Genomic DNA, 17,091 nt, shown 5'->3' with positions numbered 1-17,091 from the left:
GTAACGGACACCAATGCGACCGGGCAAGGATTCTCCGAAAGCTCGTTCCCCAGGTCAACCAAGACTTGTTGGGACCTGATAATAATGTGAGTTCGAAAGCGAAAACCGCTGGTCAGCAAGTCATCAACCACGTGCTAATCCGCACGTGGACAGTTGTAGCACAAACCCAATTCCGCAGACAGGGGTTGTCTTGGGATTCCAATCACGACGGCGGCGCCACCACCCGAGCCGAGTCGGGCGATGGCGCCGCCGTGGGACGCGCGCGGGGGCCTAGTCCGGGTCGTAGGCCAGGTTCGGGCGCAGCCAGCGCTCCACCTCGGGCACCGGGAGGCCGCGCCGGATCGCGTAGTCCTTCACCTGGTCGCGGCCGAGCCTGCCGACGGTGAAGTAGCGCGAGGCCGGGTGCGCGAAGATCAGGCCGCTGACGCTGGCCGCCGGGGTCATCGCGAACGAGTCGGTCAGGCCCATGCCGATGGCCGCGGAGTCCAGCAGGTCGAACAGGTCGCGCTTGAGGCTGTGGTCCGGCGAGGCCGGGTAGCCCAGCGCCGGGCGGATGCCGCGGAAGCGCTCGGCGTGCAGGTCCTCGATCGCCGGGTCGGCGTCCGGCTCGAACCACTCCCGGCGGGCCCGCAGGTGCAGGTGCTCGGCGAACGCCTCGGCCAGCCGGTCGGCCAGCGCCTTGACCATGATGGCGCGGTAGTCGTCGTGCTGGGCCTCGTAGTGCGCGGCCAGGTCCTCCGCGCCGTGGATGGCCACGGCGAAGCCGCCGAGGTGGTCGCCTTCGGGGGCGATGTAGTCGGCGAGGCAGCGGTTCGGGCGGCCTTCGGGCTTCTGCGTCTGCTGGCGCAGCATGGGGAAGGCGGGGCCGCCGTCGAGCAGGATGTCGTCGCCGTCGGAGCGCGCGGGCCAGAAGCCGTACGCGCCGCGCGCGGTGAACGAGCCGTTGGCGATGATCTCGTCCAGCAGGGTGTTCGCGTCGTCGAACAGCTCGCGGGCGACCGGCTGCTCCAGGATCGCCGGGTACTTGCCGCGCAGCTCCCACGCCAGGAACAGGAACTGCCAGTCGATCATCTCGCGCAGTTCGGCGATCGACGGGCTCACCTGCCGGACGCCGGTGAACGCGGGCACCGGCAGGTCGTCGAAGTCGACCCGCTCCGGGTTGGCCCTGGCCTTCTCCAGCGACAGCATCGGGCTGCGCTCGCGGGCCTCGTGCTGCTCGCGCAGCCGCGCCTGCTCGGTGCGGGTGGCCTCGGCCAGCGCGGCGGCGCGGTCGGGGTCGAGCAGGTCGGAGACGACGCCGACCACGCGGGAGGCGTCGAGCACATGCACCGTCGTGCTGTCGTACGCGGGCGCGATGCGGACCGCGGTGTGCTGGCGGGACGTCGTCGCGCCGCCGATCAGCAGCGGCAGCTTGAGGCCGCGGCGCTGCATCTCGGTGGCCACGGCCACCATCTCGTCCAGCGACGGCGTGATCAGCCCGGACAGGCCGATGGCGTCGGCGCCCTCGGCGACCGCGGTGTCCAGGATCTTCGCAGCGGGCACCATCACGCCGAGGTCGATGACGTCGTAGTTGTTGCAGCCCAGCACGACGCCGACGATGTTCTTGCCGATGTCGTGGACGTCGCCCTTCACCGTGGCCAGCACGACCTTGCCGTTGCCCCGCGACGCCGTGCCCGCCTCGGCGAGCCTGGCCTTCTCGGCCTCCATGAACGGCTCCAGGTAGGCCACCGACCGCTTCATCACGCGGGCGCTCTTGACCACCTGCGGGAGGAACATCTTGCCCGAGCCGAACAGGTCGCCGACGATCTTCATGCCGTCCATCAGCGGACCCTCGATGACGTCGAGCGGCCGGGCTGCGACCGCGCGCGCCTCCTCGGTGTCCTCCTCGATGAAGTCGACGATGCCGTGCACGAGCGCGTGCGCCAGCCGCTCGGCGACCGGGGCCTCGCGCCAGGACAGGTCGACCTCGCGCTTCTTGCTCTTGCCGTTGAAGGTCTCGGCAAAAGCCACCAGGCGGTCGGTCGCGTCGGGCCTGCGGGCGAAAAGGACGTCCTCGACCAGCTCCAGCAGGTCGGCGGGGATGTCCTGGTAGACCGCGAGCTGGCCCGCGTTGACGATGCCCATGTCCAGGCCCAGCCGCACGGCGTGGAACAGGAACGCCGAGTGCATGGCCTCGCGGACGACGTCGTTGCCGCGGAAGGAGAACGACAGGTTGGAGATGCCGCCGCTGGTGCGCGCGCCCGGACAGCGCTCCTTGATCCGGGGCAGCGCGTCGAGGAACTCCTTGGCGTAGTTGTCGTGCTCGCTGATGCCGGTGGCCACGGCGAGCACGTTCGGGTCGAAGATGATGTCTTCCGGCGGGAAGCCCGCCTTGCGGGTCAGCAGGTCGTAGGCGCGGCCGCAAATCTCCACCTTGCGGTCGGCGGTGTCGGCCTGGCCCTGCTCGTCGAAGGCCATGACGACCACGCCCGCGCCGAAGTCGCGGATGCGGCGGGCCTGCTCCAGGAACGGGCCCTCGCCCTCCTTGAGGCTGATCGAGTTGACCACGCCCTTGCCCTGCACGCACTTGAGCCCGGCCTCCAGCACGCTCCAGCGCGAGCTGTCGATGACGATCGGGATGCGCGCCACCTCGGGCTCGGTGGCGATCAGGTTCAGGAAGGTGGTCATCGCCTGCTCGCTGTCGAGCAGGTCGGCGTCCATGTTGACGTCGAGCAGGTTCGCCCCGCCGCGCACCTGGTCGAGCGCGACGTCGACGGCGGCCTGGTAGTCCTTGGCCTCGATGAGCCTGCGGAACTTGGCCGAGCCGGTGACGTTGGTGCGCTCGCCGATCATGACGAAGCCGGTGTCCGCGCCGATGCCGAAGGGCTCGAGCCCGCTGAACCGGGTGGCGGCGGGCGGCGCGGGCACGTGCCGGGGCGCGACGCCCTCGACAGCGGCGGCGATCTTGGCGATGTGCTCGGGCGTGGTGCCGCAGCAGCCGCCGACGATGTTGACCATGCCCTCGGCGGCGAACCCGCCGAGCAGCCGGGCGGTCTCGTCTGCGGTCTGGTCGTAGCCGCCGAAGGCGTTCGGCAGGCCCGCGTTGGGGTGGCAGGCGGTGTAGGTGCCCGCCAGGCGCGCCATCTCGGCGGCGTGCGGGCGCATCTCCTCGGCGCCCAGCGCGCAGTTCAGGCCCACGACCAGCGGGTTCGCGTGCTCGATCGAGCTCCAGAACGCCTCGACCGTCTGCCCGGACAGGGTGCGGCCGGACAGGTCGACGATGGTGACCGACACCCACAGCGGCAGGTGCGGGGCGACCTCGCGCGCGGCGGCCACCGCGGCCTTGGCGTTGAGCGTGTCGAAGACGGTCTCGATGAGCAGCAGGTCGACCCCGCCCTCGGCGAGCGCGGCGATCTGCTCGGCGTAGGCCTCCGCGACCTCGTCGAACCCGACGGCCCGGTAGGCGGGGTCGTCGACCTTCGGCGACAGCGACAGGGTGACGTTGAGGGGGCCGATGGACCCGGCGACGAACCGCCCGCCGAACTCGTCGGCGGCCTGGCGGGCCAGCTGGGCGCCGCGCAGGTTCATCTCGCGCACCAGCGGCTGCAGCTGGTAGTCGGCCTGGCCGATGCTGGTGGCGGTGAACGTGTTGGTGGTGGTGATGTCCGCGCCCGCGCGCAGGTACTGGCGGTGGATGTCGAGGATGACGTCCGGGCGGGTCAGGTTGAGCAGGTCCGGGTCACCGGTGACGTCGCACGGGTGGTCGCCGATGAGGTCCCCGCGGTAGTCCCGCGGGGTGAGCTTGGCGCCCTGGAGCATGGTTCCCCATGCTCCGTCCAGGACCGCGATCCGCTGGTCCAGCAGCTCCGTCAGCGTTGTGCGCACCCGTCACCTCCCGTTTGTCGTGGGAGGCGCCCTTGCTTCGCGGTGGACCCGGCCGAGCGTGGCGGACCGTAGTCCGTTGCAGCGCCTCTCGGCCACGGACGAAATTACCTCACCGCCGAAAATGATGCCATCGGTCAGCGCCCGGGTACCAGGCTCCCCGGACCCACGAACGCGGCGGCCCCGGCCAGCAGGTAGCCCAGCGCGGGACCGTACGCGCCAGCGCTCAGTTCGCCGAAACCGTTGGCGCTGACAAGATCCACGACCGCGCTGATGTGCACACCGGACAGTCCCAAGAGGACCAGACCGGCGATCCGCCGGAACATCCCCACGGCCGACTTGAGCACGAACAGCACCACAACGATGCCCGCGAGCGCCGCGGCGGCCACGCCGATCTCAACAAGTGAGAAGCCGCTCTCCTCGCCGAACAATCCGGTAAGGGGCCCGATGCCGTAGCGGAAGGCGACGTACCCGAGGCCGAGCACCGTCAGCGCGACCCAGATCACCTTCATCGCCACCGATTCGAGCACGGCGGCGAATGACAGCAGGATGCCGAGCGCGACCAGCGGATACCCGGCGACGAGGACGTACCAGTCGCCGAAGCCCATGTCCTGGACCCCGGTCACCCTGTCCCAGAGGCCCGCGAGCGAGACGCCGCCGTCGACCCAGGGCAGGAGCGTGACGCTGACCAGCAGGACGAGCGCGCCGAGGATGGCGAGGGTCAGCCCGAGGCCGAGGACGCGCCTGCCCCGGGAGCGGGAGGGCTGGGGCTGGCGGGGCTGCTGGGGCGGACGGCTCGGCTGGGACGCACGCTGCTCGCGGTGGTCGGGATAGGCAGAGCGCTGGTCGCCGTAGCGCTCTGCCTGGTAGCCGGAACGGTGATCACCGTAGCGCTCGTCCTGGTAGCTCGAACGCTGGTCGCCGTAGCGCTCGTCCTGGTACGCGGAGTGCTGATCGGCGGTCGGGTACGGGTGCTGGCCCGCCGGGTAGGCGCCGTCGGGGTAGGCCGAGCGCCGGTCGTCCCGGTAGGGGGAGTCCGGATAGCCGGGCTCCCTCGGGTAACCACGCTGCTGGGCGTCGCCTTGCCGCTGCCCGTGGCCGGGCTGCCTCGGGTAACCGCCGGGACGCTGCTGGTACGGGTCGCGTGGAGGCTGTGACACGCCCCGCACCGTACCCGCGCGCCGCCCGGGGAGGTAGATCTCGGCGCGGGGCCGGGCCCCACCCCGTCGGTCACCAGATCGAGGCGTCCGACTCGGTCTCCTCGGTGTCGGCGATCTCGGCGACGACGAAGCGGCGGCCCGAGGGGTGGTGGACGGTGACGGTGCGGGCGGTGGGTTCGCCGTCGGCGTCGTCGTCGAGGTGGATGGAGAGGAGGAGCAGTTCGGACATCGGGTCTCCCTCAGCCGGTCAGCAGGCCGTCCAGGAACTCGGCGAGCTGGGCGGCCGTCGGGTGGTCGAAGGCCACGGCGGCGGGCAGGGGGACGGCGAAGGCGGCCTCCAGCGCGTTCTTCAGCTCGACGGCCACCAGCGAGTCCAGGCCGAGTCGGGCGAACTTCGTGCGGGGCCCCACCTCGTCGGCGTCGGGGAAGCGCAGGACCTCGGCGACCTTGACGCGGATGAAGTCCTCGACGGCCGCCCGGCGCTCGTCCGGCGGGAGGGACAGCAGGGCGGCCCGGTCGATCTGGGCGCCGGTCGCCCCGCCGTCGGCCTTGGCGAGGGCCTCGAACAGCGGCTCGGCGGTCCAGTCGCCCGCCCCCGCCGTGACCGACACGTCGGGCGTGCCCAGCAGGGCGGCGAAGGTGCGCATGGCCTTGGCCGGGGTGACGGCGTGCAGCCCGTCCCGCGCCTCGCCGAGCGGGCCCCAGGCGATGTTGAGCGCGGGGAGCCCGGCGTTGGCCCTGCGGTGCGCGAGGTGGTCGAGCGCCTCGTCCTCGGGCCGGTGCTCGATGCCGACCAGGGCGGCCAGCCGCGAGTAGGTGACGAAGAAGTCCAGGTCGGGGAAGGCGGCCTCGTGCAGGGCCCACGCCAGCCCCGGGTCCTCGGCGGCGTGCACGACCCCGCCGACCGGCGGGCGGCCGGTCAATCCGGCCAGGTCGTCCGCGTTGGTGACCAGCGCCAGGTGGGTCGCGCCCATGGCGGTCAGCTTGGCCTCGGTGAGCCTGCCCAGTTCCGTGTCCGCGCCGGTGATGACGTACGTGCGGTCCGGGCGGACGGCGACCGGGCGGGGCGCGGGCTGGTCGAAGGCCAGGACCAGTTTGCCGACGTTGGCGCCCCGGCTGAGGACGCCGAAGGCCTCCTCCACCTCGTCGAGGGTGTAGGCCGTCGTGGTGACCGGGTCGAGGTCGCCTCGGGCCAGGCGGGTGGCCACGTCGGTCATGATCTCGCGGTTGATGCGGGTCACCTCGTCGGCGGGCAGCTCGCTGAAGTCGAAGTTGTGGTACTCGACGTGCGGGTACTCGGCGGCCACCTGCTCCGGCGCCCACACGCCCACCTTGCCCAGCTCGATGAACCGGCCGCCGTCGGCCAGGGTGCGCAGGCCCGCCGGGATGAACTCCTTGTTCAGGCTGTTCAGCACGATGTCGACGCCGCCGGGGATCTGGTCGGCGAAGTCGAGGGTGCGCGAGTTCATCAGGTGCTCGACGCCCTGCGCGGCGAGGACGGGCCACTTGTGCGGGCTCGCCGTCGCGTACACCTCCGCGCCCGCCGCCCTCGCCAGCTGGACCGCGGCCTGCCCGACGCCGCCCGCGGCGGCGTGGATCAGCACGCGGTCGCCCGCCTTCATGCGGGCCAGGTGGTGCAGGGCGTAGTGCGCCGTCACGTACGCCGACGCCTGCCCGGCCGCCTCCGCCCAGGTCAGGCGGGCGGGCTTGGCGACAGCCGTCACCGACGGGACGGTCACCCGCCGCCGCATCAGGCCGGAGTAGTTGACGATGACCTCGTCCCCCGGCGCGAACGACGCGGTCGGGCCCGCCGCCAGGACGGTGCCCGCGCACTCGAACCCGAGCGGCTGCGCCGCGTACTCCGCGCCCGTGCTCTCCGCGTGCTGCTTGAGCATGCCCAGGGCGTTGAGGACGTCCTTGAAGTTCAGCCCCGCCGCGTGCACGCGCACCTGGATGTCGGACCCGGACGGCAGCTCGTCGGGCGCAGGCAGCGGCTTGATGTCGGCGAAGCGGCCGTGCTCGGTGATGGTCAGCGCGATGTTCTCGTCGCTCGGCTTGGCCGCGGGCAGCAGCCTGCGCACGTACCGGTGGCCGTCGCGGTAGGCCAGGCGGGGCTCCACGGTGTCGCGGACCCACTCCTGGGCGAACGCCGGATCGCCGCCCGGCGGCAGGTCGACCAGGATGCCCGGCGCGTCCGCTCCCCAGACGGCCGCGGGTGTCGACCCGGTGTCGCCGGGCAGCCACTGCGCCCGCTCGGTGACGACCCACAGCCGCTTCCCCGGGCAGGCGGGCGCCTCGGCGTCCGGCCGCCAGAACCAGCACACGTCGGTGACCCCGTCGAGCGGCTCGTCGCCGGTGGAGAGCTGCACGCCGAGTTCCTTGGCGCGCTCGGCGTAGACGGCGGCGTCGCCGCCGATGAACTGCACGTGGCGGGGCTCGTCCCCGGCGGGCGGCAGCTGCGAGCGCTTCACCCAGACCCGGCGGTGCAGGAAGCCGGGACCGGCCGCCAGCCGCTTGAAGCCCAGGCCGCGCACCTCGACCACCGGCTCGTCGTCCTCCAGCACCAGCAGGTCGGCGGTGCGGTCGTCCTCGCCGTCGGTCAGCCGCAGCAGGACCCGCAGGTCGTCGGACTTGGGCTTCTTGAACAGCCGCACCTCGCCGAAGCGCACCGGCAGGTAGTTGTGGCCGTCGTCGATCAGCGGGGCGATGGTGTGCAGCGCGCCGTCGAGCACCGGCGGCGGCAGGAACTCCATCCCGGCGGTGCGCTCGCCGCGCAGGTCGCCCACCGCGAAGTCGGCGCCGAACTGGAAGGCCGCGCGGATGCGTTGGAACGCTGGCCCGTAGCCCATGCCGACGGCGGCGAAGTCCGGGTACAGCTCCTCGGTCTCGCGCACGTCGTCGGCCCGCCCCGCGCCGGAGGCCCGCGCGCGCAGGTCGCGCCCGGGCGGGCCGGGGTCGGCGTGGTGGCGCGCCCCGCCGAGCATCGCGGTGGCGTGCACGCGCTCGACGCCGCCGTCCACCACGCTGAGGATCTCCGCGGCGCCCGCGTGGCAGACCCGCGTGCGCAGCTCGGTGTGCTCGGTGACGAACAGCGGCTCGCGGATGCGGACCTCGGTGAGCGTGCGGCCCGCGTCGCCGAAGACGGCGTCCTGCAGGGCCAGCAGGATCTCCACGTAGCCCGCGCCGGGGAACACGACCTGGCCGCCGACGACGTGGTCGGCGAGGTAGGCCGGGTGGTCGGGGCTGATGACCGCGCGGAACTCCCGTCCCTGCGGCCAGTCGGCCTCGACGCCCAGCAGGGGGTGGTGCTGGGCGTCGAGGCGGGGCGCGGGGGCGGGCAGCCAGAAGCGCTTGCGGTCGAAGGCGTAGGTGGGCAGCACGGCCTTGACACGCTCGCGGCCTCGGTAGAAACCGGCCCACCGCACGGCGACGCCCTGCCGGTACAGCTCGGCCAGCGCGCGCAGGTGGGCGTCGTCGCCGCCGAGGCAGGGCAGCCTGCCGGGCTCGCCGGTCGGCGGGCCGAGTTCGAGCAGGACGTGCGCGCCGCGGCGCTCGACCGCGCCCAGGGCGGCGGCGAAGTCGGGGGGCTCGGCGGCCTGCCGGACCCAGTAGTCCGGCTTGGTGATCTCGCCCCGGCGGGCGACCTTGCCGGAGAGCGCGGCGACGAAGGCCAGCGTGGTCTCGCCGAACCGGACGCCGTCGAGGTCGCCAGCCACGACCTTCGCCGCGTCGGTCACGGTGAACAGGCCGGACACCGTGGCGGCGACGATCTCGCCGGTCCCGCGCCCGACCATGATCCCGGGCTTGACGCCCCACGACAGCCACAGCTGCGCGAGCGCGTACTGGGTGGTGAACAGCTTCCCGTGACCGGCGTGCTCGCACTCCTCGGCGGCGGCGCGGTAGACGGGGAACGCGCGCAGGGCGGTGTCGTCGTGCTGAACGTGATTGTCGTCGAAGAGGAACGCGACCTTCGGCGTCTCCTCCGGCCCGTCGTCGGGCTCCTGGTCGAGCAGGGCGCGCAGGTCGGCGTCCGTGCGCACCACGCCTGCGACGCGCAGTTTGAAGTGGGCGCGGCCGACGGCGGCGGTGTAGCAGAGGTCGGCGAGATCGCCCTGGTGGTCGCGGTAGCGCTCGATCTGCGCGCGCAGCGCCCTGCGGTTCTTGGCCGAGAGGGTGAACACGTGGGCGCCGTCGTCCTCGGCGGGCTCCGGCGGCGCGGGCGGCTGCTCGACGACCGCGGCCGCGATGGCGCCGCCGAAGCCGAAGCTGTTGACCACCGCGCACCGGCGCTCGACGGCCCAGTCCCGGGACTCCGTCGGCACGGTGATCGGGTAGCGGTCCCACGGGATGCGCGCCGACGGCGTCTCGAAGTTCAGGTGCGCGAAGACGCGCCCGGTCTGGATCTGCAGCACGGCCTTGACCAGGCCGACCAGCCCGGCCGCCGGTTCGAGGTGCCCGACGTTGGTCTTCACCGACCCGACCGCGACCTCGCTGGTGAACACGTCGGCGATCGCGCCCAGCTCGATCGGGTCGCCCAGCGGCGTGCCGAGGCCGTGCGCCTCGACGTAGGAGACCTCGGCGGGCTCGATCCGGGCGTCGTCGAGCGCGGCCCGGATGACCCGCTCCTGGGCGGCGCCGTTGGGCACCGAGATCCCCGGCCCGTCGCCGTCCTGCCCGACGGCGGTGCCGCGCACGACCGCGAGGACGCGGTCGCCGTCGCGCTTGGCGTCGGTCAGGCGCTTGAGGACGATGGCCGCTGCGCCCTCCGCTCGGACGTAGCCGTCGGCGGCGTCGTCGAACGCCTTGACCCGGCCCTCGCTCGACAGCACGTTCGCGGCCTTGAGGATGGCGTGCGGGCGCGGGTTGTGCAGCGTGTTGGCCGCGGCGCACAGCGCGATCTCGCACTCGCGCCGCCGCAGCCCGACGATCGCCTGGTGCAGCGCGGTCAGCGAGGACGCGCCCGCGGCGTCGACGGTCATGCTGGGGCCGCGCCAGTCGAGGAAGTACGACAGCCGCCCGGACAGCGCGAACGGCGTGATGCCCGCCGCGAGCGCGCCGTCGAGGTCCTCGTCGCGGAGCCGGTCGATCTCCAACGCGTAGTCGGAGGTGCCCGCGCCGACGTAGACGCCGCCGTTGCCGCCCCGGGTCCCGGTCGGGTCGATGGCGGCGTTCTCCAGCGCCTCCCACACCGTCTCCAGCAGCAGCCGGTGGGTGGGGTCGGTGTACTGGGCCTCGACCGGCGTCAAGCCGAAGAAGGCCGCGTCGAACTCGTCGATGCGGTCGAGGTACCCGCCCGCCTGGCCGTCCCTGGTCCCGATTCCGCTGCCGCCCCCGGCGAGGAACTCGGCGAACTCCTCCGGTGTCCGGCTGCCGCCGGGCGTCCGCAGTCCGATCCCCACGATGGCCACGGGCTCGTGCGCTGCCGCCATGATGCTGTCCTTCCGGCTCGCTCGCAGACACCCAAGCAGCCGCGTCTGACAGAACTCTGACACCGCACGCACATTGCGTGAAGCAACCCGCTCACCCGGCGAGCATTTCTCAGGCGACGATCTCCATCGTCGCCATCATGCCGAGGGACGAGTGCTTCAGGAAGTGGCAGTGGTACAGGTACCGGCCCAGGTGCTCGGTGCCGAAGTGGGCCTTGACCTGGACCGTCTCCCCCGGCGCGAGCATGACGGTGTCCTTGCGGCCGAGGTCGTCCGGTCCGGGCGGGCCGCCGTTGCGCGAGAGCACGCTGAACTGCACCAGGTGCAGGTGGAAGTTGTGCGGGACGGCGGGCTCGACGTCGGCGTTGTGGACGTTCCACACCTCGGTGGTCCCGCGCCTGACCTGGAAGTCGACGCGGTGCGGGTCGAAGACCTTGCCGTTGACCACGCCGAGCGCGGAGCCGGTGGTGCGGTCGAAGGCCAACACGACGTCGCGGGTCACGGTCGCGGCGGGCAGCACGGGCAGTTCCCGCAGCGTGGCGGGCACGCGGCTGCGGTCGGCAGCGGTGCGGGTGACGTCGAAGCGCAGGACCGGGCCGGTCGCGTCGTACAGGACGACCTGGCTGCCCACCGGGTAGCGGGCGAAGTCGACCACGACCTCCACGCGTTCGCCCGAGCTGATGGCCACCTCGGTGCGCGCGACCGGCGCGGGCAGCAGGCCGCCGTCGGAGGCGATCTGGATCATCTCGTCACCGCCGCCCAGGCTGAGGGTGAACGAGCGCTCGGTCGCGGCGTTGACCAGCCGCAGCCGGTACTTGCGGGCGGCGACCGGGAAGTGCGGGACGGGCACGCCGTTGGCCAGGATGACGTCCCGGTCGCGCGGGTTGCCGCTGAAGACCAGGTTGCCGCTGGTGTCGAACAGCGCGTCGCGCAGGCTGATCGGCACGTCGTACTCGCCGGAGGGCAGGTTGAGGCCGACCTCGGCGGGGTCGTCGATGATGTAGACGCCGTGCAGTCCTTTGTAGACGTGCTCGGCCTCGGTGTGGTGGCTGTGGTCGTGGTACCACAGCGTCGCGCCCTGCTGGGTGTTCGGGTAGAAGTACCCCCGGGTCGCCGCGGGCGCGATGGTGTCCAGCGGGTGCCCGTCGTGCTCCGGCGCGACGTGGCCGCCGTGCAGGTGCACGTTGGCCGGTGACGCGGCCTGGTTCTCCACGGCGACGACGACCCGCCTGCCCGCCCTCGCCCGGATCGTGGGCCCGGGGAAGCTGCCGCCGAAGGTCAGCACCGGCGTCGGCAGGCCGGGCAGGATCTCGATGTTCCTCGGCACTACCGGCAGGTGGTAGAGGTCCGATGTGGACGTCCGGGCGACCGGCGCCAGCTCGGGCACGACCGGCATCCGGGCGGCGAACAGCGCGAACGGCGGCGACGACAGCACCGCAGACCCGCTGGTGTGATCGTGGGTCTCCGGGCCGGGCGGCGCGGCCATCAGCGATGAGCGCCAGCCGTACGAGACCAGCAGAGCGGCGCCGGCCGCCCCTCCGACGGCCAGCATCTTCCTGCGGTTGAGCATCGACTCCCCCAGTGCGTCGAGATCCTCCCCACCGCACATCCTCCACCGCCCGCGCGCGGGATTCCTCTTCCGGCATGCGGTTTCGCGCCCAACCCCGCACACCCGAAGGTGCCTCACGAGAGGCCCCGGTGCGACCGTACGGAAGGGATTCCCTAGTGCGCGTAGGAGGAAAGGCGAATGACGACCGAGGTTCCGCCGCGAGAGGAACTTGTCCAACGCGCCGCGAAGTTGGCGCCCCTGCTGCAGAAGCACGCGAACTGGTCCGAGGAGAACCGCCGCCTGCACGACGAGGTCGTCGAGGCGATGGCCGACGCCGAGCTGTTCAAGCTGCGCAGGCCCAAGCGCTACGGCGGGTTCGAGGCCGACACCCGCACCCTGGTCGACGTGGCCGCCGAGCTCGCCAGGGGCGACGCGTCGGCGTCCTGGGTGTCGTCGGTCTACACGATCCCGGGCTGGATGGCCTGCCTGTTCCCCGACGAGGTGCAGGACGAGGTCTTCGCCACGCCCGACACCCGCATCTGCGGCACGCTGAGCCCCTCGGCGATGGCCGCCCCCGCCGACGGCGGCGTGGTGGTCACCGGCAAGTGGCAGTTCATCAGCGGCGCGCACCACGCGCACTGGCAGGAGGTCATCGCGATCTTCATGCCGCCGGAGGGCGAGCCGTACCCGATCATGGCGCTGGTCCCGATCTCGGACCTGCTGATCGTCGACGACTGGTACACCTCGGGCCTCAAGGGCACCGGCAGCGTGAGCACCGTGGCCAAGGACCTGTTCATCCCGCAGCAGCGCGTCGTGCCGCTGCCCGCGGTGCTGCAGGGCCAGTCGGCGTCGCGGGGCAACGCGGGGTCGGCCATCTACAACGCCCCGCTGCTGCCGGTGGCCGCCGCGTCGTCGGTCGGCACCGCGCTGGGCATGGGCCGCGCCGCCCGCGACGTGTTCCTGCGCAGGCTGCCGAACCGCAAGATCACCTACACCGCCTACGAGAGCCAGCGCGAGGCGCCGCTGACCCACCTGCAGGTGGCCGAGGCGACGATGAAGCTGGACCAGGCCGAGTTCCACGCCCACCGGCTGACCGACCTCGTCGACGGCAAGTGCGTCGACGGGACGGAGTGGAAGCTGGAGGAGCGCGCTCGCGCCCGCGCCGACCTCGGCGCCGTGGTCCGGCTGTCGAAGGAGGCGGTGGACATCTTCGCCTCGGCCAGCGGCGGGTCGTCGATCTACTCCGACATCCCGATCCAGCGGATCGCCCGCGATGTCGCCGCGGTCAACCTGCACGCGCTGATGCACCCCAACACCAACGCCGAGCTGTACGGCCGGGTCCTGTGCGGCCTGGAGCCCAACACGCTCTACATCTGAGGGAGAACCATGACCACGCTCTCCGACGGCGACAAGGTCGCCATCGCCTCGCTGACCCAGAAAGTCCTCGCCTCCTGGGCCTACCACGACGCGGAGACCTTCGCGAGCGTGTTCACCGAGGACGGCACCATGACGCTGCCCGGCGTGCACCTCAAGGGCCGGGCGCAGGTCCAGGAGTACCTGGTGGCCGCGTTCAAGGGCGTCTACAAGGGCACCCAGGTCGCGGGCAAGCCGATCGACCTGCGCCCGCTGGGCCCGGACGCCGCCGTGCTGATCTCCCTGGGCGGCATCCTGGAGTCCGGTGAGTCCGAGGTGGCCCACCACTCCGAGGTCCGCGCCGCGTGGATCGTCGCGCGCGACAACGGCCAGTGGAAGGTCGCGGCGTACATGAACACGCCGCTGCACGCCGAGGGCTTCATCGCCAAGACCGAGCCCTGGGCCGCCTGACACCCATCGCGGAACGCCGGAGCACCGACCACGGTGCTCCGGCGTTCGCCGTTGTGCGCCAACGGATTCCGGCGCGGTGACGAATTCACTCCGGACCGCTTCCCGGTTCACTTACCGGTGGCCCGCCGGACTCCTATCCTTGTGATAGATGGTCGCCCCCCGGCAAACACCGCCCGCCGCGGACGACAGTCGCGGCGGGCGGTGTTCACCAGGGAGCGGGCATGCGGCCTACCCGGCCAACCGCTCGAAGCGCTGCTCCCGGCCCATCACCGAGGAGAACACCGCGACCGCGCGGGAGAGCTCGACGAGGTCGGCGCCGACGAGGGCCTGTGGGCCGTCGCACAGCGCCGTCTCCGGGTGCGGGTGGACGTCGACGATCAGCCCGTCGGCGCCCGCGGCCAGGCCCGCGCGGCTGAGCGGGATGACCAGGTCGCGGCGGCCGCCGGAGTGCGAAGGATCGACGATCACCGGGAGGTGCGACAGGTGCTGCACGACCGGCACGGCGGCGACGTCGAGCGTGTTGCGCGTCGCGGTCTCGTAGGTGCGGATCCCGCGCTCGCACAGCACGATGTCGAGGTTGCCCCGCTGGGCGATGTACTCGGCGGCGAGCAGCCACTCCTCGATGGTCGCGGTCATGCCGCGCTTGAGCATCACCGGCTTGCCCGCGTCGCCGACGGCCTGCAGCAGTTGGAAGTTCTGCATGTTCCGGGTGCCGACCTGGAGCATGTCGGCGTGCTCGGCGACGACGTCGACGTCACGGGCGGCGACGACCTCGGTCACCACCGGCAGGCCGGTCTCGGCCCGCACGTCGGCCAGGATGCGCAGCCCCTCGACGCCCAGGCCCTGGAAGGCGTAGGGGGACGTGCGGGGCTTGTAGGCCCCGCCGCGCAGCAGCGTGGCGCCCGCGACCCTGGCCATCCGCGCCGCGGCGAGCGTCTGCTCGGGCGTCTCCACCGCGCACGGACCGGCGATGAGGGTGATGCTGTCGGGTCCGATGGGGACACCGCCGACCTCGACGACCGACCTCGCGGTGTGGTTCTCCCGGCTGACCAGCAGGTACCCGGAGTTGACCCGCTTCACCCTGGCGACCCCGGGGAGCGCGGCCAGGTTGAGGGAGGCCACGCGTTCCACCTCGCCGACGACTCCGATGATGACCCGGGCGACACCGCGGCTGACGAACGCCTGTCCGCCCTCGGCCTCCACCCGGCGCACGACCTCGGCGACCTGGGCCGGGGTGGCCTCCGACGACATCACGATGACCATGAGCGCGATTCCTTTCCTCGTCCGCGGTCCTGGCGAGGCAGGCCGCGCGATCGGGGCGGAGCGCGGCGGCGCCCCGCTGGTGCACGTGCCCGACCCCGGCTCTGGCGGGGTCGGTGCGGCTGTGGGCGGGTCGGAGCGCGGCGGCTGGCCCGCCGACGTCCGAGACCGTGCTGGGCAGGGTGCTGATCGTCTCCTCACCGGCCGGGTCGGGCCCGCGGCGGCGTCGCGGGCGTACGGCACCGCCCGGCCGCGCGGCTGCGCGCGGTCGGGACGGCGGCTGGAAGCGCTACAGCGGGATGTTCCCGTGCTTGCGCCGGGGCGCCTGCCTGCGCTTGTGGCGCAGCATCGCCAGCCCGCGCGCCACCGCGGCGCGCGTGCGCACCGGATCGATGACGTCGTCGACCAAGCCGCGCTCTGCGGCGTAGAGCGGGTACATGAGGGTCTCGCGGTACTCCTGGATGAGTTCGGCGCGCAGGTCGTCCGGGTCGGGCGCCTCGGCGAGGCGCTTGCGGTGCAGGACGTTGACCGCGCCCTCCGCGCCCATGACGGCGATCTCGTTGGTGGGCCACGCCAGCGACAGGTCGGTGCCGACGCTGCGCGAGTCCATCACGATGTACGCGCCGCCGTAGGCCTTGCGCACGATCACCTGCACCCGTGGCACGGACGCCTCGCAGTAGGCGTACAGCAGTTTGGCGCCGTGGCGGATGATGCCGCCGTACTCCTGCTCGGTGCCGGGCAGGAAGCCGGGCACGTCGACCAGCGTCACCAGCGGGATGTTGAACGCGTCGCAGAACCGGACGAACCGGGCGGCCTTCTGCGCGCCGGGGCTGTCCAGCACGCCCGCGAACACCATCGGCTGGTTGCCGACGACGCCCACGACCTCGCCGTCGACGCGGCCGAGCGCGCAGACGACGTTGCCCGCCCAGTGCTCGTGGATCTCGATGTACTCGCCGTCGTCGACCAGCTCGGCCAGCACGGCGCGCATGTCGTAGGGCTGGTTGGGCTCGGTGGGCACGATCTCGGCCAGGCGGGGCCGCTCGTCGCTCTGCGCCCCGCAGGCCGGTTCGGCTGGCGGGGACTCCAGGTTGTTCGACGGCAGCAGCGATACCAGGTAGCGCACGTCGTGCAGGCAGCTCTCCTCGTCGTCGTGGACGAAGGTGGCCACGCCCGAGCGGGTGCCGTGGACGTCCGCGCCGCCGAGTTCCTCGTGGGTGACGTCCTCGCCGGTGACGGTCTTCACCACGTCCGGCCCGGTCAGGTACATCTGCGCGGTGTCGCGGACCATGAAGGTGAAGTCGGCCAGCGCGGGCGAGTAGGCGGCGCCGCCCGCGCACGGGCCGAGGATCACGCTGATCTGCGGGATGACCCCGGACGCCTCCACGTGGCGGCGGAAGATGCCGCCGTAGCCGTCCAGGGACAGCGCGCCCTCCTGGATGCGCGCGCCGCCGCTGTCGTTGAGCCCGATCAGCGGCGCGCCCGCGGCCAGCGCGAGGTCCATCACCTTGTGGATCTTCGCGGCGTGCGCGGCGCCCAGCGAGCCGCCGAACAGGGTGAAGTCCTGGGCGTAGACGAACACCCTGCGGCCGTCGATCGTGCCCGACCCGGCGACCACGCCGTCGGAGTGCGGGCGGTTCCCGTCGAGGCCGAACCCCCGGGCCTGGTGCGTGCGGTAGATCTCCAGCTCGACGAAGGAGTCCTCGTCGAGCAGCAGGTCGATCCGCTCGCGCGCGGTGCGCTTGCCCAGCGCGTGCTGGCGCTCCACGGCCGCGGCCCTGCCCGCCTCGACCTCGTCGCGCAGCTCGGCGAGCTGGGAGCGCAGCAGCCACATCGGCCGCGGCCGGGCGGCCTTGCGCTCCTTGGCGGTGCGCGCCCGCACCCGCGGGTACTCCGACTCGGCGGCCGTCATGTGCTACCTCCCCAACGTCCCGATCAACCCTCACACAGCGTGGTGTGGCGCTCATCCTTCGGATTGCCGTGCACCCGATGAGCGCACGGATGTCGAAACGGC

At 72.4% G+C, this 17,091-nt stretch carries 9 protein-coding genes and 1 riboswitch; of the genes, 2 read left to right on the top strand and 7 right to left on the bottom strand.

What is annotated here, in order from left to right; translation table 11 throughout:
- Positions 1-270 precede the first annotated feature (270 nt).
- The 5 genes from metH to Actkin_RS06390 form a co-directional block, all read right to left on the bottom strand.
- Positions 271-3,864, bottom strand: coding sequence for a methionine synthase (gene metH / locus Actkin_RS06410; RefSeq protein WP_258906355.1), 3,594 nt, complete (start codon positions 3,862-3,864; stop codon positions 271-273).
- Positions 3,865-3,881: 17 nt separating this feature from the next.
- A riboswitch (S-adenosyl-L-homocysteine riboswitch) is annotated at positions 3,882-3,960 on the bottom strand.
- A 38-nt stretch (positions 3,961-3,998) separates the two neighbouring features.
- The gene (locus Actkin_RS06405) at positions 3,999-5,021 is read right to left on the bottom strand and encodes a hypothetical protein (protein WP_258906354.1); all 1,023 of its coding nucleotides are present in this window, start codon (positions 5,019-5,021) and stop codon (positions 3,999-4,001) included.
- 70 nt (positions 5,022-5,091) lie between these two features.
- Entirely contained in the window at positions 5,092-5,250 is a 159-nt protein-coding gene (locus Actkin_RS06400) for a hypothetical protein (protein WP_189212201.1), read from the bottom strand.
- 10 nt (positions 5,251-5,260) lie between these two features.
- Positions 5,261-10,450: a type I polyketide synthase gene (locus Actkin_RS06395; protein ID WP_258906352.1), complete on the bottom strand. Its 5,190-nt coding sequence runs from the start codon at positions 10,448-10,450 to the stop codon at positions 5,261-5,263.
- 109 nt (positions 10,451-10,559) lie between these two features.
- On the bottom strand, positions 10,560-12,017 hold the full coding sequence (locus tag Actkin_RS06390) for a multicopper oxidase family protein (RefSeq protein ID WP_258906351.1): 1,458 nt from the start codon (positions 12,015-12,017) through the stop codon (positions 10,560-10,562).
- Positions 12,018-12,194: 177 nt separating this feature from the next.
- Here Actkin_RS06390 and Actkin_RS06385 point away from each other — a divergent pair, with 177 nt between their 5' ends.
- Both Actkin_RS06385 and Actkin_RS06380 read left to right on the top strand, forming a co-directional pair.
- Positions 12,195-13,373: an acyl-CoA dehydrogenase family protein gene (locus Actkin_RS06385; RefSeq protein ID WP_189212204.1), complete on the top strand. Its 1,179-nt coding sequence runs from the start codon at positions 12,195-12,197 to the stop codon at positions 13,371-13,373.
- Between the two features lie 9 nt (positions 13,374-13,382).
- Positions 13,383-13,820, top strand: coding sequence for an SgcJ/EcaC family oxidoreductase (locus tag Actkin_RS06380; RefSeq protein WP_189212205.1), 438 nt, complete (start codon positions 13,383-13,385; stop codon positions 13,818-13,820).
- Positions 13,821-14,048: 228 nt separating this feature from the next.
- Here Actkin_RS06380 and aroF read toward each other — a convergent pair whose 3' ends face one another.
- On the bottom strand, positions 14,049-15,083 hold the full coding sequence (aroF, locus tag Actkin_RS06375; protein ID WP_258906350.1) for a 3-deoxy-7-phosphoheptulonate synthase: 1,035 nt from the start codon (positions 15,081-15,083) through the stop codon (positions 14,049-14,051).
- 286 nt (positions 15,084-15,369) lie between these two features.
- Entirely contained in the window at positions 15,370-16,911 is a 1,542-nt protein-coding gene (locus Actkin_RS06370; protein ID WP_258907867.1) for an acyl-CoA carboxylase subunit beta, read from the bottom strand.
- Positions 16,912-17,091 lie beyond the last annotated feature (180 nt).

It is taken from the genome of Actinokineospora sp. UTMC 2448 (genome assembly GCF_024760565.1).
In the GTDB taxonomy this organism is placed as follows: domain Bacteria; phylum Actinomycetota; class Actinomycetes; order Mycobacteriales; family Pseudonocardiaceae; genus Actinokineospora; species Actinokineospora fastidiosa.
Note: the sequence above shows the minus strand (reverse complement) of the source record. Positions and strands in the feature narration are given on the sequence as shown.